This is a genomic window from Ruegeria sp. AI3, from assembly GCF_056541245.1.
The window spans coordinates 308,255-331,141 of sequence record NZ_JBQFYA010000003.1; the positions used below are offsets into that span (position 1 = coordinate 308,255).

The 22,887-nt window shown below is 56.1% G+C and carries 25 protein-coding genes and 2 pseudogenes; 19 read left to right on the top strand and 8 right to left on the bottom strand.

The features are described 5' to 3' along the window. Positions 1-107 precede the first annotated feature (107 nt). Positions 108-911, top strand: coding sequence for an ABC transporter permease (locus ACRZ95_RS07500; protein WP_170471887.1), 804 nt, complete (start codon positions 108-110; stop codon positions 909-911). Here the strand turns inward: ACRZ95_RS07500 and ACRZ95_RS07505 are convergent. Beyond that, positions 893-1,783: a DMT family transporter gene (locus ACRZ95_RS07505; RefSeq protein WP_170677099.1), complete on the bottom strand. Its 891-nt coding sequence runs from the start codon at positions 1,781-1,783 to the stop codon at positions 893-895. The genes ACRZ95_RS07500 and ACRZ95_RS07505 overlap by 19 nt on opposite strands. Positions 1,784-2,085: 302 nt before the next feature. Here ACRZ95_RS07505 and ACRZ95_RS07510 point away from each other — a divergent pair, with 302 nt between their 5' ends. Together ACRZ95_RS07510 and argF are read left to right on the top strand one after the other, a co-directional pair. After that, complete coding sequence (locus tag ACRZ95_RS07510; protein ID WP_170677100.1) at positions 2,086-3,273, top strand: aspartate aminotransferase family protein; 1,188 nt, start codon at positions 2,086-2,088, stop codon at positions 3,271-3,273. 75 nt (positions 3,274-3,348) lie between these two features. Next, positions 3,349-4,275 carry an ornithine carbamoyltransferase gene (gene argF / locus ACRZ95_RS07515; protein WP_170677102.1) on the top strand — a complete coding sequence of 309 codons (927 nt, stop codon included), beginning with the start codon at positions 3,349-3,351 and terminating at the stop codon, positions 4,273-4,275. Here argF and ACRZ95_RS07520 read toward each other — a convergent pair. Continuing rightward, positions 4,272-4,868, bottom strand: coding sequence for a ferric reductase-like transmembrane domain-containing protein (locus tag ACRZ95_RS07520; RefSeq protein WP_480554782.1), 597 nt, complete (start codon positions 4,866-4,868; stop codon positions 4,272-4,274). The two genes, argF and ACRZ95_RS07520, sit on opposite strands and share 4 nt — an antisense overlap. An 8-nt stretch (positions 4,869-4,876) precedes the next feature. Beyond that, complete coding sequence (locus ACRZ95_RS07525; protein WP_170677106.1) at positions 4,877-5,356, bottom strand: peptidase associated/transthyretin-like domain-containing protein; 480 nt, start codon at positions 5,354-5,356, stop codon at positions 4,877-4,879. Between the two features lie 283 nt (positions 5,357-5,639). Between ACRZ95_RS07525 and ACRZ95_RS07530 the strand changes: the two are divergent. The 11 genes and pseudogenes from ACRZ95_RS07530 to ACRZ95_RS07580 all read left to right on the top strand — a co-directional run. Continuing rightward, positions 5,640-5,792: pseudogene (locus ACRZ95_RS07530) on the top strand (pirin family protein); the annotation flags it as partial. A 242-nt stretch (positions 5,793-6,034) separates the two neighbouring features. Then, the gene (locus tag ACRZ95_RS07535) at positions 6,035-7,666 is read left to right on the top strand and encodes a recombinase family protein (protein ID WP_170677108.1); all 1,632 of its coding nucleotides are present in this window, start codon (positions 6,035-6,037) and stop codon (positions 7,664-7,666) included. Between the two features lie 263 nt (positions 7,667-7,929). Next, the gene (locus tag ACRZ95_RS07540; protein ID WP_480554751.1) at positions 7,930-8,061 is read left to right on the top strand and encodes a hypothetical protein; all 132 of its coding nucleotides are present in this window, start codon (positions 7,930-7,932) and stop codon (positions 8,059-8,061) included. A 550-nt stretch (positions 8,062-8,611) separates the two neighbouring features. Beyond that, positions 8,612-9,568 carry a hypothetical protein gene (locus tag ACRZ95_RS07545; protein ID WP_170677110.1) on the top strand — a complete coding sequence of 319 codons (957 nt, stop codon included), beginning with the start codon at positions 8,612-8,614 and terminating at the stop codon, positions 9,566-9,568. Positions 9,569-9,580: 12 nt separating this feature from the next. Then, positions 9,581-10,267 carry a hypothetical protein gene (locus tag ACRZ95_RS07550; RefSeq protein ID WP_170677112.1) on the top strand — a complete coding sequence of 229 codons (687 nt, stop codon included), beginning with the start codon at positions 9,581-9,583 and terminating at the stop codon, positions 10,265-10,267. Between the two features lie 28 nt (positions 10,268-10,295). After that, a complete protein-coding gene (locus ACRZ95_RS07555) occupies positions 10,296-11,060 on the top strand; it encodes a hypothetical protein (RefSeq protein WP_170677114.1) in 765 nt (254 codons plus the stop codon). A gap of 144 nt (positions 11,061-11,204) precedes the next feature. After that, a complete protein-coding gene (locus ACRZ95_RS07560; RefSeq protein WP_170677116.1) occupies positions 11,205-11,531 on the top strand; it encodes a hypothetical protein in 327 nt (108 codons plus the stop codon). A 7-nt stretch (positions 11,532-11,538) separates the two neighbouring features. Further along, positions 11,539-11,928 (top strand): peptidoglycan recognition protein family protein, encoded by a 390-nt coding sequence (locus tag ACRZ95_RS07565; protein WP_170677118.1) that lies wholly within the window; start codon positions 11,539-11,541, stop codon positions 11,926-11,928. A gap of 32 nt (positions 11,929-11,960) precedes the next feature. Then, positions 11,961-12,425: a hypothetical protein gene (locus ACRZ95_RS07570; RefSeq protein WP_170677120.1), complete on the top strand. Its 465-nt coding sequence runs from the start codon at positions 11,961-11,963 to the stop codon at positions 12,423-12,425. Between the two features lie 165 nt (positions 12,426-12,590). Further along, positions 12,591-13,022 carry a hypothetical protein gene (locus ACRZ95_RS07575; RefSeq protein WP_170677122.1) on the top strand — a complete coding sequence of 144 codons (432 nt, stop codon included), beginning with the start codon at positions 12,591-12,593 and terminating at the stop codon, positions 13,020-13,022. Between the two features lie 239 nt (positions 13,023-13,261). Next, a complete protein-coding gene (locus ACRZ95_RS07580; protein ID WP_170677124.1) occupies positions 13,262-13,582 on the top strand; it encodes a hypothetical protein in 321 nt (106 codons plus the stop codon). A 67-nt stretch (positions 13,583-13,649) separates the two neighbouring features. Here the strand turns inward: ACRZ95_RS07580 and ACRZ95_RS07585 are convergent, their stop codons facing one another. Then, entirely contained in the window at positions 13,650-14,270 is a 621-nt protein-coding gene (locus tag ACRZ95_RS07585; protein WP_170677126.1) for a thermonuclease family protein, read from the bottom strand. Between the two features lie 391 nt (positions 14,271-14,661). Between ACRZ95_RS07585 and ACRZ95_RS07590 the strand changes: the two genes are divergently transcribed. From ACRZ95_RS07590 to ACRZ95_RS07600, 3 genes are read left to right on the top strand one after another with little or no spacing between them, the layout of a single operon-like run. Further along, entirely contained in the window at positions 14,662-15,942 is a 1,281-nt protein-coding gene (locus ACRZ95_RS07590; protein WP_152457318.1) for a hypothetical protein, read from the top strand. Beyond that, entirely contained in the window at positions 15,942-16,721 is a 780-nt protein-coding gene (locus ACRZ95_RS07595; RefSeq protein WP_170677128.1) for a Clp protease/crotonase-like domain-containing protein, read from the top strand. The genes ACRZ95_RS07590 and ACRZ95_RS07595 overlap by 1 nt, the downstream gene beginning before the upstream one ends. A 23-nt stretch (positions 16,722-16,744) precedes the next feature. Further along, positions 16,745-17,140: a thermonuclease family protein gene (locus ACRZ95_RS07600; protein WP_170677130.1), complete on the top strand. Its 396-nt coding sequence runs from the start codon at positions 16,745-16,747 to the stop codon at positions 17,138-17,140. A gap of 260 nt (positions 17,141-17,400) precedes the next feature. Here ACRZ95_RS07600 and ACRZ95_RS07605 read toward each other — a convergent pair whose 3' ends face one another. From ACRZ95_RS07605 to ACRZ95_RS07620, 4 genes are all read right to left on the bottom strand, one after another. Beyond that, complete coding sequence (locus tag ACRZ95_RS07605) at positions 17,401-18,228, bottom strand: hypothetical protein (RefSeq protein ID WP_170677132.1); 828 nt, start codon at positions 18,226-18,228, stop codon at positions 17,401-17,403. A 126-nt stretch (positions 18,229-18,354) separates the two neighbouring features. After that, the gene (locus ACRZ95_RS07610; RefSeq protein ID WP_170677134.1) at positions 18,355-19,296 is read right to left on the bottom strand and encodes a pirin family protein; all 942 of its coding nucleotides are present in this window, start codon (positions 19,294-19,296) and stop codon (positions 18,355-18,357) included. A 174-nt stretch (positions 19,297-19,470) separates the two neighbouring features. Continuing rightward, a complete protein-coding gene (locus ACRZ95_RS07615) occupies positions 19,471-20,379 on the bottom strand; it encodes a hypothetical protein (RefSeq protein WP_170677136.1) in 909 nt (302 codons plus the stop codon). A gap of 36 nt (positions 20,380-20,415) precedes the next feature. Next, positions 20,416-20,727 carry a hypothetical protein gene (locus ACRZ95_RS07620; RefSeq protein ID WP_170677138.1) on the bottom strand — a complete coding sequence of 104 codons (312 nt, stop codon included), beginning with the start codon at positions 20,725-20,727 and terminating at the stop codon, positions 20,416-20,418. A gap of 292 nt (positions 20,728-21,019) precedes the next feature. On the opposite strand from ACRZ95_RS07620, the pseudogene ACRZ95_RS07625 reads away from it, so the two are divergent. Both ACRZ95_RS07625 and ACRZ95_RS07630 read left to right on the top strand, forming a co-directional pair. Further along, a pseudogene (locus tag ACRZ95_RS07625) lies at positions 21,020-21,832 on the top strand (pirin family protein); the annotation flags it as partial. 74 nt (positions 21,833-21,906) lie between these two features. Beyond that, positions 21,907-22,881, top strand: a complete 975-nt coding sequence (locus tag ACRZ95_RS07630; protein ID WP_170677140.1) for a 2-dehydropantoate 2-reductase — start codon at positions 21,907-21,909, stop codon at positions 22,879-22,881. The last annotated feature ends 6 nt before the right edge of the window (positions 22,882-22,887 follow it).

Genomic DNA, 22,887 nt, shown 5'->3' on the forward strand with positions numbered 1-22,887 from the left:
GGAAAGCGGCCCCGGATTCGGGCCGCCTTGGGAATTCGTCTCAGCGCCCTATTTTAATCACTGCGGGCCGAGTTACAAGCGGTCTTCGAATCAGTTAAGAGGCTCTCATGCAGAATCTTATGGATCAGGACGCGCGCCGGTTTGGCGCGGTCAATTGGATGGGCCTCTACACGCTGGCCAAACGCGAAACCCTGCGCTTTATGGCGGTGTGGACCCAGACCTTGCTGGCCCCGCTGGTGACGGCTGGTTTGTTTCTGTTGATCTTCACTATTGCCATCGGTCCAAGCCGGCCTGACGTTATGGGTGTGCCGTTTCTGATCTTTCTGGCGCCCGGTATCATGATGATGACGGTGATCCAGAATGCCTTCGCCAATACCTCGTCCTCGATGGTGATCTCGAAAGTTCAGGGGAACATCGTGGATACCCTTATGCCGCCGCTGTCCCCGCTAGAGATCCTGCTTGGCTATTTGGCAGGCGGCATTGCGCGCGGCGTTCTGATCGCTTGTGTCGTGGCCCTCGCGTTTCTGGTGTTTCTGTCGATTGCGCCGCAGAACCTTTTCATCACCCTGATTTTCGTCATCTTGGGCGGGGCCTTCATGGGCGCGCTGGGCCTGTTTGCCGGGATTTTTGCTAATAAATTCGACCAGATGGCGGCGATCACCAACTTCATCGTCACGCCCTTGGCCTTCCTGTCGGGTACCTTCTACTCGGTCGAGGCGCTGCCTCCGATGCTGAACAAACTTAGCCATCTGAATCCGGTTTTCTATCTGATTGACGGTCTGCGCTATGGGATGATCGGAGTGTCCGACGGCTCTCCGTGGCTGGGAATGGCAGTTTGCACCGGGGCGACGCTGTTCGTCGGTGCGGTGACCTGGCAGATGTTACGGACGGGCTACCGGCTCAAGGCCTGACGGTGAATGGTTTCGCGCCAGACCAGAATCAACGCGCCTGTCAGGATTATGGATGAGCCGATGATACTGATCCGATCCGGGATCACGCTAAAGATCGCAAAGTCGTAGAACGCCGCGAAGATCAATGTGGCATAGCTGATGGGCGCAACGAACGAGGCATCGGCGCGGGCCATTCCGTTGACGAAACAGGCCTGTGCGCAGGCCATCAACCCCCCGATTCCGGCCAAAGCTGCCCATTGTGCAGGGGTCGGCGCCTGCCACACGGCAATCACCGCGACCGAGGCGATGGTCAGGCCCAATCCGTTGTTCACCAAAAGAATCTGGATCGGAATCTCGCGGCCCGAGAGTTTTTTGATGAAAATCAGCTCCATCCCGATCACCACGGCCGCCGTCAGGGCCAACAGGGCGGCCGGTTGGAAACTGGCAGGCGTCGGGCGCAAGAGAATCAGTGCCCCGGTTAAAGCCACCGCTGCGGCCAGCCAACGCCAAGGGCCGACACCTTCTTTCAGCAGCGGGATGGCCAGAACCATCGCAAAAACCGGGTTAAGGAAGGAAATCGCCGTGGCGTCCGCGATCGGGATATAAGCGACGGATGCAAACATCAGCGTGATCCCCAGCCATCCGAAACTGGTGCGGCCGATATGTAGCCCCCAATGAGGGCGCCTCAGCGCCGGTCGTAGAACAGCCGTGGCGGTCACGATCACCACAAAAGCAAACAGAAACCGCCCGTGGCTGATCTGCATCGGATGCAGCGCAGGACCAAGCGTGTCTGTCCCCAACGCTTTGGCCAGCAATGTCGTACCCGCCAGCAGGGCGCTGGCGGCAAAGATCAACAGGGCCGCAAGGGGCGGATTCTGAGGTGTAGGCGTCATGGTCAAGCGGTGCGCCACAGGAATTGAAATAGCAAGCGTGAAATGGCGGCTTCTCATCTCATTGTGAAATTTCAGGACTTTCCAATTATTGGTCTTCCCAGACAGGTCGAACCTCGCTATACGAGCCGCCATGATCAAAACCGCACATATCCTGCGCCTCCGACGCCGACGCCTGACCGCGTAACCGGCCCGTTTGATCTATTTGCGCTGACCAAATCCGCGCATTCTCCACCAAATCAGTTGACGACCATGGCCCCGGTGTATCACTCACAGGGCTTAAGCTATCTTAAAAGGATGATCCGATGATCCCGTCCGTTCTGCCGACCTATAACCGTGCGCCCCTGACTTTCGTGAAGGGCGAAGGCGCCTGGCTGACCGAGGCGGATGGCCGACGTTTTCTGGATCTCGGAGCAGGCATTGCGGTGAACGCATTGGGCCACGCGCATCCGGCGCTTGTGAACGCGTTGACCGAGCAGGCGCATGCGCTGTGGCATGTCTCGAACCTCTACCACATTCCGCAGCAGCAGGCGCTGGCCGACAAGCTAGTCGAGCATACCTTTGCCAACACGGTGTTTTTCACCAACTCGGGCACCGAGTCCTGCGAATTGGCCGTGAAAATGGCCCGCAAGTATTTCTATGACAAAGGCCAGCCTGAGAAGGTCGAGATCATCACCTTCGACGGCTCGTTCCACGGCCGCTCCTCGGCTGGTATCGCCGCCGCCGGGTCGGAGAAGATGACCAAGGGCTTTGGCCCTTTGCTCCCCGGCTTCGTGCATCTCACGTTCGGAGATCTCGATGGCGTCACCAACGCGATTACCGAAAAAACAGCGGCAATCATGATCGAGCCGGTGCAGGGCGAGGGCGGCATCCGCCCCGTTCCCGACGCCGAGCTCAAAGCCCTACGTCAGATCTGTGATGAAAACGACCTCCTGCTGATCCTCGATGAGGTCCAGTGTGGCGTGGGCCGGACCGGTAAGCTTTTTGCCCATGAATGGGCGGGTATCACACCGGATATCATGATGGTCGCCAAAGGCATCGGCGGAGGCTTCCCTCTGGGCGCGGTGCTGGCCACTGAAGAGGCCGCCAGCGGCATGACCGCAGGCACGCATGGATCGACCTACGGAGGAAACCCGCTCGGTTGCGCCGTTGGCTGCGCCGTGATCGACCAGGTCGCCACGCCTGCCTTCCTCGAAGGCGTCAACCGCCAGGCTGGCTTGCTGCGCCAGAAACTCGAAGGACTAGTCGCCGACCATCCCGAGGTTTTCGAAGAGGTGCGCGGCACCGGCCTGATGCTGGGCCTGAAATGCACAGCGACAAATATCGACGTGGTCAACGCGGGCTATGACAACGAGGTCATCACGGTTCCCGCTGCCGACAACGTCATTCGCCTGCTGCCGCCACTGACCCTGACCGAGGACGATATCGCCCAGGCGATGATCCGCCTCGACAAGGCCGCAGCGCAAATCGAAGCCACGCTCGAAACCGCCTGATCTTCATTTTTTCCCAAATACTCCGGGGGTCCGGGGGCAGCGCCCCCGGTCGCCGACAGACAAAAGCGAAACGATATGAACCATTTCCTTGATATCCACAAAACCGGCGCAGCCGACCTGCGCAAAATGATTGATCAAGCGGGCGCGATGAAGCAGGCCCGCCTTGGACAGCCAAAAGCCGCGCTGGACGATGAACAGCCGCTCAAAGACCACATGGTCGCGTTGATCTTCGAAAAACCCTCGACCCGGACGCGCGTGTCTTTTGATGTGGGTGTGCGCCAAATGGGCGGCCAGACCATGGTCCTGTCCGGCAAGGACATGCAGTTGGGGCATGGTGAAACCATCGCTGACACGGCCCGTGTCCTGTCACGCTATGTGGACATGATCATGATCCGCACCTTTGACGAGACCGTTTTGACCGAGATGGCCGAATATTCGGACGTGCCTGTGATCAACGGCCTGACCGACCGGACCCATCCTTGCCAGATCATGGCCGATATTCTGACCTACGAAGAACACCGCGGCCCGATTGCGGGCAAAAAAGTGGTCTGGACCGGCGACGGCAACAACGTATGCGCCTCGTTCCTACACGCGGCGGGTCAGTTCGGCTTTGACCTGACTTTTACAGGCCCGGCACAGTTCGACCCCGAGGAAGAATTCATGGGGTTTGCCCGTCAGAAGGGCTCGCAAATCGTTGTCGAGCGTGATCCCTATAAAGCCGTTGAGGGCGCAGATCTGGTGGTTGCCGACACCTGGGTCTCGATGCATGACAGCCAATCCGCGAAAGAGCGTCGCCACAACATGCTGCGCCCCTATCAGGTCAATACTGAGCTGATGTCCCATGCCAAGCCGGATGCGCTGTTCATGCACTGCCTGCCCGCCCACCGCGAGGAGGAGGCGACCTCCGAGGTGATGGACGGCCCGAACTCCGTGATCTTTGATGAGGCCGAGAACCGCCTTCATGCGCAAAAGGCAGTGATGCGGTGGTGTCTGGGCGTTTAAGCCCGTCTCCTCACGTCCCAAACACGCAGTTTGGCGAGCGCCCGCCCGCTCGCCAGTAGCACCAATACGCAGAGGGCTGTTTTGGTCATGATCTCCATCGTGCCCTCAATCAACATGGCATGCACAACGCTTCCAATGATCGTCACAGAAGCCAGCGTCGTATGCGTTAGCCGCCAGACGCGAAACCGCAAGGCCAAGCGCTGTCGGTAGAGACCCAGAAACACCGCGAAAAAAGCCGCCCACATGGCGATCACTCCCCACGCGGAAAACGGGGTCGCCGAGACGAAGAGCAACGCATCCACCACATCCGGAGGGCTGGTAATCCAAAGGCCTCCAACATGGATAAAGATCGCCACGATCAACAAAATACCAACCCATCTATGCGCGCGACGGCTGGTCATTGGGGCAAGTCCCGGCAAGATTCTGGCCGCCAATAGAGGTTGCAGCAACAGCAAGCCAAGGCTCAGAACCCCGGCAAATCCTGCCAGGATGTAGATGGGGTCACGCCAAGCCAGATAAGGGCTGGTCGCAGCCGCAATCGACGGAACAAGCAACGCCGCCCCAATCCCCAGCCAAATCAGAGCGCTGCGGATCACGTGGCTCAGGCAGGTTGCAGCACGAAATGTGCGGCTAGCGTTTTGTCTTTCGCGCTGGACATCACGGGCCGCAGGAACACCGTCTGGAACTCACCACTGTCATAGGCCAGATGCCCATGCGGTTGCCCGAAGGCAGGCACGATCTGCGGCATCTCCAGCCGAAACTCGCCATTGGCGTCGGTCAAGGTCGCTCCGTGACTGTGAGGATCGCGCTCATGCCCTTCGGTCGTGTGCGCCCAGATCTGGATGCGTTGACCGGGCAGGGGCGCTCCGTCTCCGGCGCGTCGCACGGTGCCCGTCATCCAGAACCCTCCGCCACCGATCCTGTCGACGATCGGCGCGCCGGGGCGATAGTTGTTGGACCCACCGCGCATCGACGGGGTCGCAGCAAGCCCTCTGGCATGCGCTGTGCCGGACAAACTCGTCGCGAGGGTGCCAATGCCGGCAACTAGAAGAGACCGGCGGGTTATCTGAAGGCGCGTCATGGAAACTCTCCTGTCATGTGGCCCACATTCTAGCCCGACCTGACTGGCCGGGTTCGCCTATCTCAAAATATAGCACGCTTGTTTGGAAAACCGAGCGCGCGCGGTCCAAGCGTGGACGATTTAATGTTCACGGCTATGTGAGGGTGCATGGCCCACCGAACTTCAACGAACCAGACGCCGCACCAAGTATCTGCATAGTTGCGCGATACATGTCGTGAACTCTGCGCTACAGTGCATTCAGGAACGTTAGAAAGTTAGTCCGTCCGACCAAAGGAGATCAGGCATGAGCTGGAACCCGACTCACACCCCCGACTGCGTCACGGAAAACCCGGCGCTTGAGACGTTGATCATCCCGCGTGCCCGTGATCTGGGCGGGTTCGAAGTGCGCCGGGCGCTGCCATCGGTCGAACGCCAACTGGTCGGGCCGTTCATCTTCTTGAAGTAAATTCGATATGACCCTATCAAATACACATGCTGAGGTTGCTTGGTGTGTGCTTGAAGTGGATTGATCTCCTCTTTCGTTCATGTCCTTTCCAGCGTCCTCGGTCAAAGATTGAAACCAAGGGTAACACTGCAGGTACACTTGACCATGATAGGCCTCATCTCCAATAGATCACGCGGAGATATTAGGCCGATCACCCTGAGTGAGCCTGCCGGTGTAAACGGAGAGACACGGACATGGATGCCAACGCATCGCTCGGCAACGGAGGCAAGCCCCTAGCCTTCAGCTACAGGAGGTTCTCCTCGGCTCAACAAAAGGATGGTAACAGCATAAAGCGACAGACCGAGGCCGCACAAGCATGGTGTGATGCTAATGGCTACGAACTGTCGTCGAGTAACTTCGAGGACCTCGGGGTGTCCGCTTTCAAGGGGGCCAACGCTGAGGTGGGGGCCTTACGAGGCTTCTTAGAGGCCGTAGAGGAGGGTTCCGTACCACACGGCTCAACTCTCCTTGTGGAGTCGTTAGATCGCCTGTCACGTCAACACTGGCAGAGAGGTCTTGCTCTGCTTCAAGACATCGTTGAGAGCGGTGTGAACCTCGTGACCTTGTTCGATGGGAAGATGTTCAAGGCGAATGAGCCTATCGACTTCGCAGATGGCATCATGTTGCTGGTTGGCTTCCAAAGAGCGAATGAGGAGAGCGAGGTTAAGTCGAAGCGACTGACTGCAGCTTGGGGAGCGAACACCGACGAGACGCTCGCAGGCAACCGTGTGCGCTCCTCTCAGACACCCGCATGGATCAAGGTGGTCGGTGACCCCAAGACATCCAGAGAGTTCGAGGTCATCAAAGACAAAGCTGCACTGGTCCGCAATGTGTACGAGAGATTTGCCAACGGTGAACGCCCTGTCGGTATTGCCCGTGATCTGGCCGCTCAAGGTGTCCCTGCGTTGGTCCGAGGGCAATGGCGGGGTCAGACTGTAAGTCAGTTGGTACGCTCAGAGGCCGCATATGGCACCCTCGAGATTGGCCGCAAGATCAAGCCCGAGGAAAAGGACGGATCACTACCGATTGCCAAAGGGTTCTACCGCAAAGGTGACCGGGTGATCGTCGACAAGGTAAGGGATTATTTCCCGAGGATCGTTGACGAGGACACTGAACGCCGTGTGAGGTTCCGCCTTGAGCAGCGTGAGGCCGCTGGTGGCGCTGAGGTCAAAACAACATCACCGGTCGAACCCATGCGTCGTCAGACTAAAGCGGCACTGACGGGTGTACTCAAGGTTCCCGGTACAGACCGGAATGCCAAGCGGAAGGCATATGCTCGAACTGCGGCGTACGTCGATCCGGTCTTGAACACCTACATCGGGGCCGTTTCCCAAATCGACGAGGTGTTGATCGACTATTGGCCGGAAATCAGGAAGGCCAATGCGGTTGAGACCACACCGGAGACAGAGGGCCTCGAGGCGGCAATGTCGGATGCTCAAGGTACGCTCGAATACCTCCAATCGAAACCGGCAGTAACGCCCCGTCTACTGATGGCTGCACAGGCTGAGGTCGAGGAACTTGAGGCCGAACTGAAACGGATTACCGAGAGTGCTGGTCTGGGCGCAATCGATCTTCCCCGCGATGTTAGCGACCTCGAGCCTCACGAGTTGAATGCGCTGGTGCGTCGGGTTGTTGCCCGTGTTGATGTCCACAAGGGCGAGGAGATGCGTCTCTCGAAGACACCCCGGAAGCGGGCGAAGGGCATCCGAGTGCCGCACCCTGTCTATGACCTCAGCGTCACCATGCGCAATGGCATCAAGTTGACCGTTGGGAAGGGTTTGAGTGGCCTCGAACCGAGGAGGCCATCTGACGAAGTGATCCACTAGGCGGGTTCAGAGCATTCTCCCTCCCCCCTGAATGAACCCAAAACGTCTCGGCTGGTGATCTGCTGGCCGAGGCTCGGAAACCCCTAAATCAGTGTTTTGCAAGCCACCCTACCTGACCCCTGATTTTGGTCCTTTGTTTCCCAATGAAATCAAAGGCTCATAGGGGCCAAAATCAAAGGTCGAGGGTCGGTGAGGCAATTACTGCTCCCTTCTGAATGAACCCAAAACGCCGACTGACCAAATCCGACCTCAATGCGAACATCATGCGCTCTGACAAACCCAAGGGCCGTGCGTTCCAAGAATGGGTCACTCAGGTTGTCCTCGCGGCCATCCGTATAGACGGCGGATCACCAAACGACCGGCAGGGGAACGACAGTGACAGCACCCCATATTAACAAGGGCTTCTACATTACAGCTCCCTCATAGAGTAAGAAGAAACGAAAAGTTATTACCTATAGTGTACACCTCAGGTATCACCCCAAGTTAACCCCCGGTTTTCCTCAGTGTTGATGGTCGATGATGGTCATTTAACGGTCGATGACATGCTCGGTACACTTCGTTGTAAATCAATGGGTTGGAATTACTGCACCCTTATGAGTAACAGATACCAAGGGATTTACCTCTAGTTACACGATTAGGTTCCTTTCAAGGCTTCACGCTTCCCCGTCTGTGTACATAGGGTGAATGTCCATCACCGATAGCCATCAATCCTAATCCCTATACCGCATCGATCTTGGTCCTTGGTCGATGTTGGTTCAGGTCTCAAGCGCATCCCTGTCTTGTCTGGCGGGTCGAGGTAGTAAGACCTTTTAACCGTTTCAATCCGCCCGTGTCGTCTTTGTGAGCTTGACACATGGGCGGGTTGAAGAGGGCGTTTCTGTTCTTTCCGACTGTATCGCAGGGACACCCTCAGTAACCCCGAACGTACAACCCAATGAGGCCGTCATGACCACCAATCTCCAAGGCGTCTGTGCCTCTGCTACATGCGACAACCCATTGTCAGCCTATGAGATCAGACAACGGCTACCGCAGCGATGGGGGCTGTGTTCCCGCTGCCAGTCGGTCGTTAAGAACCGGGGCGTTCCCCTCGGTGGCTACATTGCAGGTGGTGCGATCAACACAGTCGCCCGGTCGATCTTCAAGCACATCAAGCCGACACCCTCAGAGATCGCCGGGGCCGTTCGTTTTGCCCGAGGAGCTCGCCATCGGGTCGGTGAATGGGATGATCGCCCAACGTACAGAATGGCTCCGCTGAAATACGGTCGGGCAAGGGCAAGGTTGCCGCATCTATTGGTCGGTAGACGGTATGAACCGAACCCGTCAGTTATCGTCAGGGCTTTCGTCCACTACACGCTCGCTCGGGAGTTCCTCGATACTGGTCATCGCTACAACGTCTTCCTTGCTGGTGGCACGTTCATGGGTCGCCAAGGTCTTTGTGTTCCGCCCGGTCAGAAGGATGAGGTGCTGACCGGCGATGTTCGATACTCGAAATACCGTCTGAACTACGCTGACTTTACCATTATCGGTACACATACCCTCAAGGCCGCTGAGAAGCTCGGTCTACGTCGAACGGACAAAGACCTATCGGCATTCATAATCACCACGTACGGTCGTCTCCTAGCCTCTGGTGATGCTCATCCACCGGTCTCCGTACCACTGCGCTCAATGCGTACCGACTTCCTCGGAGATAGCCTGTTCGATCACGTCTTGCCGAGGTCCTCAGCGGTACCCTTTCGATACCACAAGGCAATCCGTCGTTCCTCTGGTCTGATCTCCGGTGAATGGCCTGAGGGCCTCGACCCCGTCTCTGATCTGACAGCCCGACCTTCACCCCTGCCAAAATCCAACGCGGTACTGAAAGCACCCAGGATGCCAGACCCAAGTTGGTTATTTGACACATAAGGAACACCCAACATGCCCCCACCGCAGCGTAGAGCGAAAACCAAGAAGCCACCCCGGCAGATGTACCTCAAGACCTGCAACGCGTGTGGTGTCGAGTTTGAAACCCACAAGCCAAAAGCATCGAGGTGCGACCGGTGCATCTCTGAGAACCGCAGGATCAACTACAAGTCTTGCATCTCGTGCGCTGTGAAGTTCCCGGCTCCGTTCGGCGATGAATACAACTGTCCTTCCTGTGCCGACGCTCATGGGATTGGGCAGGCCGAACTCACCCATGAACAACGCGAGGCTATCAAGGCTGAAGAGACGCTCGCTCGATGGAAGAACAAGGTCGCGATCCTCGAGGCAAAACTCGATGAACGCAGCAACGCAAAACCGAAAAGGACACGAAAGATGGCCACCAAGGTCAAGAAAAGCGCCGTCGGCGTAGCATGGCTCGAGCTTGTAAGCCGCGATGGGCTGGTCTCATCTTTATCCCAACTCCACGAGCGCGAGATCGACGAGGAAACCAAGCTGCGTCTGGCCATGGCGTTCACCCGCCTCCGGCTAAAAGGCTACGCGCTGGACGCACTGGCTCAACTATGCCCCGTCCACCTGATGTCTCTCGATGAGGACAAGGCGATCACTAGCCTGCCCCTAATCGAAAACCCAAACCCACCAACACCGCAAGAGTTGGCCGAGATCGAACTCGGTCTTCGATAACCAACCCATTTCAAAGGACACAAGAAACATGGTTGAAAGAGTAACCCTCGGTGGCGGCGATGCCACCGCACAAACAATGCCATCCTCCAAATCATATGCTTCAAGTGCAGACTACGTGAGCGGGGGCGTCACCGTCCGCGACACCAAGAACACGCAGCGCGATGTTCACTCACAAAGCGATCTCAAAGACAGCGACGTGATCAACGTACAAGGGATGTCAATGAAGGTCGCCCAGGCTAAAGAACTAGGATTGCTCGACGCCGTCTTTGATGAAGGACTGTCGATTGGCGCGGCTCAAAGGGCAGCGCAGGAACATAGTTCGGCGGTAGTCGAGACGCCCGAAGAACCCAAAGGTAGCGAAACAGGCCACGCTGAGTTCGACTCCGTGATCGATGGTCTCAACGCCTCGCTTGATGATAGCATTATGTCGATGGGCGAGGCTCAGACATATGAAGCAGCGTTCGGCCAGATTGCCATGTCTGGCATGACCATCGACCAAGCCGCCGAAACCATGCGCGGTCTGGCTGACGGGTCGGTATCTGAGATCGATGTACCCGGCGATACCCGCGCGATGTTCTCGAATGTCCAAAGCGCGATCACCGAGGCCGCAACCCAGAGCGCACTGCAGGAATTGGGGCAAGATGGCTTCGACTTCTTGAAGCAGGCATCTGAAGCCCACACCGGTGTCGAACGCTGCGTTCGCCAGTTCGCGGTGGACCGCGCGGCAGGCCGTGCCGATGGGATTGCTTGGGCCGAGTTTGCGCAGCATATCCGTAAGCAACTTGGTCACTGACCTTCCGATCGGTGATGGCTTGCTACCATTGCCAACCACGACCCCGACAGGTTCGACCCCAGCCCAGACCAGTGACGCCCGAGGGTGAACTGCGAGGATAACTGTGGGTCACCTCTCGGGGTCACCCGAATGAATGACAAGAACATGACCAGCTTAACCGACATGGTTTGGGACACAGATATCGATCTGGTCCTGAACCGTATCCAACCCCGCACCTGCTCCGACCCCGAGTACTTCTATGCAACCGTCGATCTGATTGAAGACGGTCGTTCACCAACAGGGGCCGGGCAGTTGACGCTCAGTGAACTCAAAGCATGGGCAGAACGTGTGAAGAAAGGAACCAAGGCCGATGCTCAGGATCAAGAGAGCCGACACTTACCTACGAACAACGCTGTTCGCTACGTTGCCCCGCGAGAAGACCACCAGCTTATTTGTCAGGTACACCCATCACCCGCCCGATCCGCGAATTGACGCAGCGATGATCGACGTCGAACACGCCAAGACTGGTCGGCTCGGTATTGGCTGGCACTACTTGGTGTTGGTCGATGGCACGGTCGAACTCTGTAGGCACCCCCTGAGGCGTGGTGCAGTCGGTCGCGAAAACTTCACCAGAAGCCATATCCAGATCGGCGTAGTGGGGGGGCGAGATCGGGAGGCCGGCAAGTTCTCCCAGACCCTCACAACTGCCCAGCGTGACGCACTCGAGGCGCTCTATCAGAAACTTGCGGATACACTCGGTGTACCTCTCGAGATCGATGAGGACCTCGAGAAATATGCCCATCAACAACACGAGCAAGCCGAAGCCGCAGAAGCTGAACTCGAAGAACGTCTCGACCGAACCGAGGCAATGACACAAGGCGCTTACTGACGCTCAAAAACAACCACAAGAAAGCTGACCCAATGGAAAACCAAACCGAAACACCCGACGAAACTCGTAGCTGCCGCCATTGCGCAGGACCAATTCCATCTCACAAGCAACGCAGCGCGATCTACTGTCATAAAAACTGCGCTCGGAAAGCCGGGTATCACCGGAAGACCCCCGAGGAACGCGCTGAGATAAACAAGAGATCAAACCAAAGGCGCTATGTCAAAGACCTGCTGCCCCGCATTCAACTCCTCAAGCGGATCGCCTCAGAGTTACCCTCAGGCAGCGAGGTGGGTTACGCAATTGCCGCGCTTGTCCATCGACAGACGATGACAGACTGGAGGTGGTCGCTTGCCATCGGCTACTCCCAATCTCAGGAAGCGCTGGTTCATCTAGCGAGTGGCGCCGAGTACCTCGACGAGATTATCGAGGAAGAACTCGAAGCGGTCGCGCTTCGCCGAACAGCTTTGCCACGTTTCGCCCGTACTGAGATGCAGTGAGAAGCCATCGCTAAAATCCGCGTTTCCCGGCGAAACGTACAATCCCCCATCCCCACGGAAAATCAGAAAATTGTGGTTGAGAAATCCTGTTTCCTCAGAGGGTTACAGGAGGCGTTCTCACGTCCTCAGCTTTCGCACCACCACCGCAATCAAGGAACCTAGCATATGTCCCTCGAGACAGTCCCTGCATCCGCCAAAAAGGCAACCCAATACTTCATCGACAACAGTAAGCTCCGCAAAGGTAAACGCCGAGATGCACTGCTCGACCAGATCGCACAGGCCAAGCGACCGATGGTACACGCCAAGAGACTCTTGGCTACCTTCGGCAAACCCAAACCTGCCTCACTGACACCCAGAGAGTTTGAACGGTTATTCCTTGAACACGTCGCCAAGTCCGGCATGCCCGACCCCTCGATCCTGCCGATGATCAAGAAGGCAAAGCTCCGCGCTAACCGCCAAGACCTTACGCTCGACCAGGCCAAGCACATCCTCACGATCGCTGGTCGTGCCTTCAACGGTCGCTGCCAAGATGAGATCGACCAGAGCCGGGACGCTGCTCGGCTTGCTCTAGGGTTTGACCCCTATGTCAAACCCTAGATCACCGCAAAGAAACCCAAAGTCAGCCCCCGCGTATTACTCAACATGCCCGAAGACAAGGTTGCTGACGCGATTGGCTACGTCGAGGCCACAGCGTCGGACACGGCTCGACAGCTCTACGCCAAGGCTATCGCTGAGAACGCTCGAGGTGAACTTACGGTACATCGGGCAGACCAGATCGCCAGACTTATCAACCTTCGATGAACCGTCATCACAACCAACAACAAGGACCCAATAGAATGACATCCAAAACCAACCCCACACCGGGACCACTAGCCGACGACACTGAGGTCTGGCAGCGCACCCTTTCTATTCTCGCGGGCATCAAGCAGGTTGCCAGTGAGGTACGCGCCGAAGCTCGCCAGATCGAGGCGGCTTATCCTGATCAGTGGATTAGACCCGGCCATTGGGAGCGGGCTGATCTGGTAAGCGCCCTTAACAATGCCCACACGGTCATGAGCGCCGAAGTTCGCGCAATCGCCCGTAGCCGTAACCTAGCCATGCCTGAAAGTTCAAGGTGGCGGTGGACAAATCCAAAAACCTCAAATCACAGATTTTAAGCGGCTCAGGGTGAACCCTTTGGCCGCTCCTACTTGCCCGACATCAGCTACGGCTTTGGATGTACTGTCAGTTGTCCACTTTCCGAGCGGCCTGCTTTGCGTCGTATTGCTTCCACAGCCCCATATGTCCGTTTTGCCGCGCGTTTGCCAGCCACAGCTTCTTTCGAGCGTCGGGCATTTCCATAGACCGGTACTGTCCACCGGAGAATTTTGGCCAGTCTATCGCTAGACCAAGTTTGACCATTTCAGCGGATAGATCACGGCCATCCTCAAGGTAGCACTTTGCAACAGTCCGTCCGTGGGTGTCTTGCTCGGTCACCTCGGCTCTAATTTTTTGACCCTTGCAAAGCGAAACGAGCGCCCATTTCGCCTTCTTGCCATAGGGATGGTTCATCTCGGGAGCATCGACGCCGAACAGACGAACCTGTGTTTTTTTAATGACCAGTGTATCGCCATCTACAACGTACGCTGAACCCGCTAGGATCGTTACGTCGGGTTTCGGGACCGTATGGCCTGGATCAAAACGCTCTGGCTGCGATGTGCGCTGCCGTTGGTTCGTAGCCAATCTAGGGTTCTCATGCACACCTGACTGACTCGGCGACGTAGTTGTATCGTCTGGCCTGTTACTGCGAATTGCCAAATACACAGCAATAGCCAAAACCAAACCCAAAACTATCAATAATTCCACGAGCTAGGTCTCCAAGAGTTAGGTCAATCAAATTTTTCGCACTGGATCAGGATCGAACCAAGCACACGTTCGGGTTGATATGCTAGGGACACCTCATATTCACTCAGGAAGATGTGACGGATTTACCCCGCTGAGCGAATTCACGCGTGTGACAACGAGGCATCTGATCTATGCTCATTGCCGCTCCCAGAATAGCAACTGGAATTTCAGTTGGTTGATGTTTTTCCCGTCTTCTAGAGCTGGTGATGCAAGTTGGCGAAAACTCACATAGGAATGGCAGCTTCGCGCAAGCAATCCATTCGCAACGTCCAGATGTGCAACCCAGGGTGAAAAGTCTTAATAAATGATTAAGTGACGAACATCGCGTGATGAGTGTGGAGCATGTTGAAATATGACTGAGAACAAGGATCGCTTGACGGCTGAGGAAGCAAAGGGACTTCGGACCGCAAAGGAACTAGAAGGTCATCTCGCGTGGTTGGACACGTTTACCCCCGCAGCCTTGGGTGTCCTCGCCATCGCATCTGGTATCTACACCTATCTCGGTGTGTCCTCATTGCTCGAAGATAACGGTGCGGTATCTTTTTTTGCAGCCGTTGCGTACTCAATCGCGGTCTCTGTCGGCATATTCGTCTTTTGGAGCTATATGCTCCGTCTGCTGCCTTCAATGCGTACGGCTAGTGGCTTCATTGGTTTGACGATCTCCACGATTGTTGGCTCGGTCGCCATTATCGCCATGTCTAGCTGGCTGAACGCCGCCGCACTCGCAGGCTCGGCGGCAGTCGAACAACACTTGGAGAACACTGTTCGTGACTACCAAGCTGCTCTCGAGCAAGCCCACGACATAGCCCTCAGTGGCCAAGCGCTGGGTCGCGAGGTGGAACGCGCCCGCCAGAGTTTTGAAGAACTGGCTGAACTCGAGCAGTCCGGAGACCTCTCAGGAACCGCCGGTCGGGGTGCCGTGTTTCGTGTGCTGACACAAAAAGCTGAGGAGTTGCGAAACCTTGAAGAGCAGATCGCGGCGCAGCAAGAACCTATCGAGGAAGCCTTCCAACAAGGCAACGAAATCCTCGCAAAGATGCGCGAGCTTACTGTAGCCCCCGGTCCAGTGGATCGCCGTTCGGTTCAGTTCTCCGAGGAAAGCGTGAAGCTGGCGGGTGTTATCTCGCGCCTAAACCAGTACAGCGTGGCACCACTGGTTGCTCGTGCTGCTGAGGACCTGCCATCGTCGGTCGTACTACCAGAGCTTGATGGGCGCAGTTCCGACGTACGAGACGCGCAATCGTCCACAATCAACTCCGTTTTGAACGCGCTGGACCAACGCAGCAAGACACTCAAGAACGCTGCTGACGAGGTGTTGGACATGGAGCCGCCCATCGAGACGGCATATAACCCGATTTCCAGCGCCGATGCGGTGATCAAGTACGCCCACAACTTCGTACCTTCTTGGGCTGGAGCTATAGCCATCGACTTGTTGCCCGCCGTGTTGGTGTTTGTGCTGGCTATCACACAAGCCGCAATCCGCAGTGGTAAGGACGGCATGAGCATTGAGGATACTCTGACGCTTTCTGACCTTAGAGCCGCAATGAATGCCATGAAGGACGTAGAGGCGACAATGGGCGTGGCCGACGCAGCTATCCTCAACCGCGCCACTCCACAAAAAGATGAAACGTGATGAACTTACTAAGTCGTCTCGATCCTCGTTCTGGGCTGCGCTACGTACTGATCCTTCAGCTCGCGATTGCGGGCGTTCTGATAGCGTCGGACGTACTTGGTGTAATGCCCAGCCCGTTCAAGGAGCGTGTTGAACTTCCGACTGGCCCGATATCCCCCGGCGATCAACGTCGAGAGTATCGCACTGATCGTAGCGATCCGTCACTTGTGCCGCAGGACGGACCTCTGGACGTACCCGTGCCAGAGGCTTTTCCAAACCGATTGGACTTTTCAGTTCAGGAAGTCGAAGGAATGGGGAGAATACTTCTTCTTAGCGGCCAGATAGAGGTGGACGACTCGGCCCGCTTCGCTTCGTACCTGTCCGACATGCAGGAGAAGCCCGACCTAGTGGCTCTCCACAGCCCGGGAGGAGTAGTTTCTGAGGCACTGTCCATTGGTAAGCAGGTGAGAGGTGCTGAGCTTTCTACAGCCGTTCTAGCTGGCTCAATGTGCGTATCGTCATGTCCTTACATCCTTGCAGGCGGTGAGGAACGCGTCGTCTCTCTTCGCGGCATTGTAGGTATGCATCAGCACTACTACGACCAACCTCGCTTAATACCTGTCGTCTTCGCGGTAGAGAGCATCCAGAAGGGGCAAGGAGAGACGATGCAGCACCTCATCGACCTGGGTGTGGACCCGTCACTGATGCTGTTCTCACTGAACACACCACCCGAGGAAATCTATGCGCTTATCGAGGACGAACTCGTGGATACCCGCATAGCGACCCAAATTATCGATTAACACGAGACACCGAGGACTTCGCCTTGTTCAAGAAGCTAACAATTGCCTTGGCATTTTTCGCCACTACTGCTGCCGCTGGTGGCCTCCAAGTACGCGACGCGGACACGATCGTTGTCGATGGCACTCCGGTCCGTTTGAACGGCGTGGATGCGCCGGAGCTTGGCACTCGTTCTGGTCAGGATGCCAAGCGCTGGATGGTGAACTTCCTACGCGGCAAGAACATCGAGTGCAGTCTCAATGGCGAGCGCACCCATGATCGGTGGGTCGGTGTCTGTTACGCGGACGGACAAGACATTGGTGCTGCAGTGATTGCTGCGGGGCATGCTCTGGATTGCGCGAGGTACTCGGGTGGGCGATATAGGCACTTGGAAACATCTGCGGCTAAGTCTCGGTTGAGACGGGCAGGTTACTGCCGGTAGGTCTTTCCATTCGTCAGTAGAAGCAGCCAACCGACGGATGCTGTTTTGGCAGGTTATGTAGGCACAGGTCCGGTGTAACCGTGAGTTGTTCCCGGTGAATACCGGGGGTGGAACTGTGCGGGTGAAACGCAGGACATTTGAGGATTTGCTTAGAGAGTGACGTTGAGAGAACTTGGAGGGAGCCGCATTGGCTCCTTCCTCTTTGATCTTGAGATGGTCCACACCTCGACGAACGACATCGGATATCTGCACAATTCTTTCTACAGGGTTGGGTCAAAAAATTTCGAAAACCCACCATCGGTTCCATAAAGTGTAGTTACACCTTTGTTCTGCGGTGCTGTGTTCAATCGGATGGGAAAATCCCCAGCTATGTATCTGGCATCGTGCATAGAGTTGTTGCCACCAGAGTCACGCACCCAAACCCTTCGCTGGTTTTGGGTCAGGACATAGGTGGCGTTGTCTGAGCAAGCAACGCTTTTTGCGAGATATTCCTTGGAGCTAATTGGGTCCACAAGCGGTATTGCAAACCACCGTCTCTCACTAGCATCAAAAAATCGAACGAGACCTTCGCGAGTAATGGCCCAGATGTGGTTTCCAACAAAATGTGGCGATACATCTAGATACCAACCCTTCAAATTCTCCCACACACCAGAAAGGGATGACCTGATCTCATAGCCTTTGCCTTTTCCCTCCGCTACAGAGGCTCCGGTAGTAACAACACCGTTTCCTGTACGGGCGGCGGCAATATCAGGCGTTTGGGCATTAGCACTGAGATCCACTTTGTCGCCCCCCGGTGATTCCAATACCCTTATCCAACCACCTTTGCTTTGATCAAAGAAATGCACGTTATTCTTGGCCGCGATTGTCCAGCAGTTACCGGCGTCGTCAATTGAAATACGTTTTGGGCCATAACGCCCTTTTTCTTTTTTGGGTAGCGGAACTCTCGTCCACCTACCGTAGTACTCTGATAAAAAATATGTGTCAGAAGGGCTTTCATTCGATGCAATTGCCCAAGCTTGTCCAGACCTATTGAATGCAATGTCTGCGTACCCAGTTTTTGTTTCTTCTAATGTCTGACCTTCAATCATTGTCACCTCCCAATGCGAGGACCTCATAATACAGCAAACAGCAGTCGCGTTATAGAAGTGACGTCAATAAAGCCATCAAGACAGCGCCAGCGGCTTTACCTTATTTGGATAACACTCGCCCCGCGTTTACCGTTTCGGCAGTGGAATGAACTCCTGATCATCACCGGGCGGAAGATGGAACCGAGGATTGCTTTCCCAAGCCTCGGCCCGCCAAGCCTCTTTAGCTTCCTCAATGCGCTCCTTGGATGACGCCACGAAGTTCCACCAGATATGCCGGGGTCCCTCAAGCGTCTCGCCACCCAACAGCATCACCCGTGCGCCTCTCTCACCGGCTTTCATCGACACCCGGTCACCGGGACGGAAGACCATCATTTGACCCGCTTCAAAGGTATCCCCGGAGACCTCCACCGAGCCATCCACGACGTACACCCCGCGATCCTCGTGGTCATCCGGCAGTGGAATGCTGGCACTCGCTTGTAGCACAGCGTCAGCGTAGAACATCTCCGCAGGCGTCTTAACCGGCGCACGTTCCCCGTAGGCGTTCCCGAGGATCAGGCGCACCTCCTTGCCTTCACCTTCCATCACCGGCAGAGCATCAGCAGGGGCGTGTTCAAAGGTAGGGTCTCGGTCTTCGTGATCCTTTGGTAGAGCAACCCAGGTTTGGATGCCAAAGAATGGCATAGGGTCCACTTGGGTTTCATCGTCGGTTCTCTCAGAGTGGGTGATGCCTCGTCCAGCAACCATCCAATTGACTGCACCCGGTTCGATCCATGAGTCTGTCCCGAGGCTATCCCGGTGGTGCATCCGACCGCGATACAGGTAGCTGATAGTCGCCAAACCAATGTGCGGGTGAGGGCGTACGTCCATGCCTTTGGTGGGCAAGAACTCTGCGGGTCCCATTTGATCGAAAAAGATAAAGCTACCGACCATCTGGCGCTTCGGCGCGGGTAGGGCGCGGCGTACCTCGAAGCCGCCCAGATCGCGGGCGCGGGGGATTATGACGGTCTCAATGGCGTCCACGGCGTCACCTGTGGGGCAGTGGGGGTCTAGCGCAGGGTTCCAAGACATGGGGTGTACTCCTTTGGCTCTGTAGATAAGATGGCGCAAGGAGACAGGAAAGGAACCCCCAAGGGATGCTCAGGGTTTGCGCGGGGTTGCACAACGCTGAGGACGCTTGCTAGTCTTGCAAAGCACGGACTGCCAATAGCAATCCACTATCGGCAGGCATTTTTTGACAACAGTTCAATTACAATCCGATGAGGTAGCAGGGCGTGAGCTATCAACTCTTTGGACGTTCGACATCGTCGTGTTGTGCAGTTGCCCTTTCACTTGGATCGTTCGCAAGTCTTCTGATGGAAGGAAGCGTTTGAGATCGCCGGCAACAATTCTCGTTGCGGGGATTATTTCGTCCGTACTAGGATCCACGCCATAGATTTCAACATCCGCGTCAACAACAATCGCTCCTGAAATATCAACGTATCCATTGCTTCGTTTTGTTCTCAATTTGACCGTATGCACTGTGCGAGGAGGTACAATCACGTTGACGGTCCTGGCGATTGTTTCATCTCTTGTGTTGCTCGTTCCACTCTGGTCTGTATCGGTACGGGAAAAGCTAAGTGCCTGACCAGCTTGTAAGCCAATTGTTGGCCCCTTCTTTCCAAGCGGAATACCTAGCTGTCCAGATATGGTGGACTTCTTCCCTGTTTGGATAACTGTCGAATTTGAAAATGTTGTTCCTTGCGAAATTTTCAACGACATCTGCTCGTTAACAGGCAGTGGATCGTTCAAGCAGTTCACCCAGGAGCGTTCGTCTTCAACGATTTCGCTAGGAATTCCAGCCTGACTTGTTTTCTGTTCTTCGATGTTGCCGCCTACAGACTTTACGTCTTTAAAGTAGACTGTACAGGGCATAGCGTGAACCCTCTCGCCTCTCCTTCCCTGATCGGAAGTAAATACTCTTGAACCATCCCTGAGTTCTCCAAGTCTGTTGCAAGAGTATTTTTGGCCAAAGTTCATATCAGTCACGAATTCATTGTGTTGAAACACTTTCTCTTTCAACAATTCGGATAAATCTACTTCTTGAGCAGCCACAGGCTGAAAGATAAGCAGCATCAGTCCGTTTACGGTTGTTAGAATTTTACCACAGTTCATGTCCGGAATACTTCCTCTTCGCAATGTTAGACGCCACTAATCAAATTCTGGGACAATCGGGCTTTCCAAGTCCATGGGTTCAAGGTCTTCAAGAAGGTTTTCGAGTTCACCTTCAATGAAGGGGTTGTCGAAATCTGTGTCCTGCGGCCATTCCCACGGTTTCTCCCACTGATAGGGATGTGAGTATTCAGGGCAGTGAAACCTTACTCCGTTGACTTCAAGCTCGTAGAACTCATAAAAACTGCAGGCCAGTAAATGGCCCTTCTCCCCATCTTCAAAGTGCGGCTTAGCGTCAGCCGTCGGGCAGAAGACAAATGCCACAGTAACCAAACAACTTAGAGGACGCATGTGGTAACCTCATGTGCTTTTGAAAACAGTGTAATCCTCCTCTCACGGTATTTCTGATCCCCAACCTTTTCAAGACGGTGGCATTTCTTGTGTTTGATGCGCCTAAAAAACGAGAAAAAAATCTGAGTAGTACATCATTGCGCGACCCTTCCCGCTATCCCCCGTGGCCCCTTTGGATCACTAGGGAATAACCTGCAAGGTACTCACGGGCTACTCGGGAAGGCTGTGCTTCGCCTTGGCAACCGCTGATCCATGATCATTTGATAGGACCCAAATCATTTTTCGAATAAAACTCTTCGATCAGATGGGTCCAGCCGAGTTCATCACCGAAGGCGGCATAGATGTCCGCCCGCATCCTCACATCGGGCTGGGGACGGTGACCTATCTGTATCAGGGCGAGTTCGAACATCGGGACAGTCTGGGCACCCACCAAATGATCTACCCCGGTGAGGTCAACTGGATGGTCGCCGGTCGCGGCGTGACCCACTCTGAACGCACAAGTGCTGAGACGCGCGTCCGCGAAAACAAGCTATTCGGGATCCAGACCTGGATCGCCTTGCCCGAAGCGCATGAGGATATGGCACCGGATTTTGAGCATCACAAACAAGGCGCGCTGCCCCATATTCAGGACAAAGGCGTCAGCGCCCGCCTGATCCTCGGCTCGGCCTATGGTGAGACAAGCCCGGTCACCATGCTGTCCGAGACATTCTATCTGGATGTCCAACTGGACCCTGGTGCCTCGTTCCCGCTGCCGGACGACCATGAGGATCGGGGCGTCTATGTCACCGAAGGCTCAGTCGAGATTGCGGGCGACAAATTCGAGGCAGGGCGCATGATGGTTTTCCGTCCGGGCGACAAGCTCTCGGTCACGGCCGGGCCGATGGGCGCGCGGCTTATGTTGCTCGGCGGCGCGACCCTCAACGAAGAGCGCTATATCTGGTGGAATTTCGTGTCCTCGTCGAAGGAAAAGATCGAGCACGCGACGCGCGAATGGAAGAACGCCGACTGGGCGAACGGAGCCTTCCACCTGCCGCCCGGCGATGATCAGGAGTTCATTCCAATCTCGCCGGAACTGGAGCGCACCAAACCCAGACTGGCCCGCTGAACGCCACGTTACCCCGCTCTGGGCTTGCCCCGACACGCCAACCCGGTGATCCTTCCGGCAACGGAGGGATCACCATGAAGATCGTCATTGCAGGTGCGGGTAGTATCGGCTGCTATTGCGGCGCGCTGTTGGCTGATGCTGGGCATATGGTTACTCTGCTGGGCCGCGCCCGCGTCTTGGACCCGATCCGAGAGCAGGGGCTGACGGTCACCGATTTCTCGGGTCTCACTCTTACGATTCCGGACACATCTCTGACGCTCAGCACAGATCCCAGCTGTTTGGCCGAAGCCGATCTGATCGTCGTCACAGTGAAATCAGGCGCAACCGAAGACATAGCGGCACTGATCGCTGCGCACGCTTCGCAGTCGGCTCCGGTCCTTTCGTGGCAAAACGGGATGGAGAACGCCCGAACCCTGCGCGCGGCATTGCCTAACCACGATGTTCGCGCGGGGATGGTGCCTTTCAACGTGGTTCCAAACCGACCGGCCACCTATCACCGTGCCACGTCCGGGGACATTGTCATCCAAGCGGGGCCCGGGTCCTTGGCCGAACAGCTGACCAGCGCCCGGCTTCCAATCACCGAGAGCGACGAGATCGAGGCCGTTCAATGGGGCAAGCTCGTCATCAACCTCAACAACGCGCTGAATGCCCTATCTGGCCTTACGTTGGTCGAACAACTGACGGACCGCAATTGGCGTCGCCTGATGGCAGATCAGATGACCGAGGCGCTTTCAGTTCTTAAAGCCGCCGGTCACCCGGTTACCTCGACCACGCCGCTGCCCGCGTGGATGACGCCGCATGTCCTGCGCCTGCCGACACCTCTGTTCAAGCGCATCGCGTCTAAAATGCTGACCATCGACCCCAGTGCGCGAACCTCGATGGCCTATGACCTCAGCGCCGGCCGCCCCACGGAAATCGACAGCCTGCAAGGCGAAATCATCCGCCTAGGCGAGTCCCTAAACAGACCAACCCCGATAAACAGCCGGGTTGCCGAATTGATCCGTGCAACCCCCACAGAACCCATGCGGCCTGCTCAGATCAGACCCTGATCCGCT

Coding starts and splice junctions, on each gene's coding strand:
- ACRZ95_RS07500 (WP_170471887.1), top strand. CDS start 108: ATGCAGAATCTTATGGATCAGGACGCGCGCCGGTTTGGCGCGGTCAAT.
- ACRZ95_RS07505 (WP_170677099.1), bottom strand. CDS start 1,783: ATGACGCCTACACCTCAGAATCCGCCCCTTGCGGCCCTGTTGATCTTT.
- ACRZ95_RS07510 (WP_170677100.1), top strand. CDS start 2,086: ATGATCCCGTCCGTTCTGCCGACCTATAACCGTGCGCCCCTGACTTTC.
- argF (WP_170677102.1), top strand. CDS start 3,349: ATGAACCATTTCCTTGATATCCACAAAACCGGCGCAGCCGACCTGCGC.
- ACRZ95_RS07525 (WP_170677106.1), bottom strand. CDS start 5,356: ATGACGCGCCTTCAGATAACCCGCCGGTCTCTTCTAGTTGCCGGCATT.
- ACRZ95_RS07535 (WP_170677108.1), top strand. CDS start 6,035: ATGGATGCCAACGCATCGCTCGGCAACGGAGGCAAGCCCCTAGCCTTC.
- ACRZ95_RS07540 (WP_480554751.1), top strand. CDS start 7,930: ATGCGCTCTGACAAACCCAAGGGCCGTGCGTTCCAAGAATGGGTCACT.
- ACRZ95_RS07545 (WP_170677110.1), top strand. CDS start 8,612: ATGACCACCAATCTCCAAGGCGTCTGTGCCTCTGCTACATGCGACAAC.
- ACRZ95_RS07550 (WP_170677112.1), top strand. CDS start 9,581: ATGCCCCCACCGCAGCGTAGAGCGAAAACCAAGAAGCCACCCCGGCAG.
- ACRZ95_RS07555 (WP_170677114.1), top strand. CDS start 10,296: ATGGTTGAAAGAGTAACCCTCGGTGGCGGCGATGCCACCGCACAAACA.
- ACRZ95_RS07560 (WP_170677116.1), top strand. CDS start 11,205: ATGACCAGCTTAACCGACATGGTTTGGGACACAGATATCGATCTGGTC.
- ACRZ95_RS07565 (WP_170677118.1), top strand. CDS start 11,539: ATGATCGACGTCGAACACGCCAAGACTGGTCGGCTCGGTATTGGCTGG.
- ACRZ95_RS07570 (WP_170677120.1), top strand. CDS start 11,961: ATGGAAAACCAAACCGAAACACCCGACGAAACTCGTAGCTGCCGCCAT.
- ACRZ95_RS07575 (WP_170677122.1), top strand. CDS start 12,591: ATGTCCCTCGAGACAGTCCCTGCATCCGCCAAAAAGGCAACCCAATAC.
- ACRZ95_RS07580 (WP_170677124.1), top strand. CDS start 13,262: ATGACATCCAAAACCAACCCCACACCGGGACCACTAGCCGACGACACT.
- ACRZ95_RS07590 (WP_152457318.1), top strand. CDS start 14,662: ATGACTGAGAACAAGGATCGCTTGACGGCTGAGGAAGCAAAGGGACTT.
- ACRZ95_RS07595 (WP_170677128.1), top strand. CDS start 15,942: ATGAACTTACTAAGTCGTCTCGATCCTCGTTCTGGGCTGCGCTACGTA.
- ACRZ95_RS07605 (WP_170677132.1), bottom strand. CDS start 18,228: ATGATTGAAGGTCAGACATTAGAAGAAACAAAAACTGGGTACGCAGAC.
- ACRZ95_RS07610 (WP_170677134.1), bottom strand. CDS start 19,296: ATGTCTTGGAACCCTGCGCTAGACCCCCACTGCCCCACAGGTGACGCC.
- ACRZ95_RS07615 (WP_170677136.1), bottom strand. CDS start 20,379: ATGAACTGTGGTAAAATTCTAACAACCGTAAACGGACTGATGCTGCTT.
- ACRZ95_RS07620 (WP_170677138.1), bottom strand. CDS start 20,727: ATGCGTCCTCTAAGTTGTTTGGTTACTGTGGCATTTGTCTTCTGCCCG.
- ACRZ95_RS07630 (WP_170677140.1), top strand. CDS start 21,907: ATGAAGATCGTCATTGCAGGTGCGGGTAGTATCGGCTGCTATTGCGGC.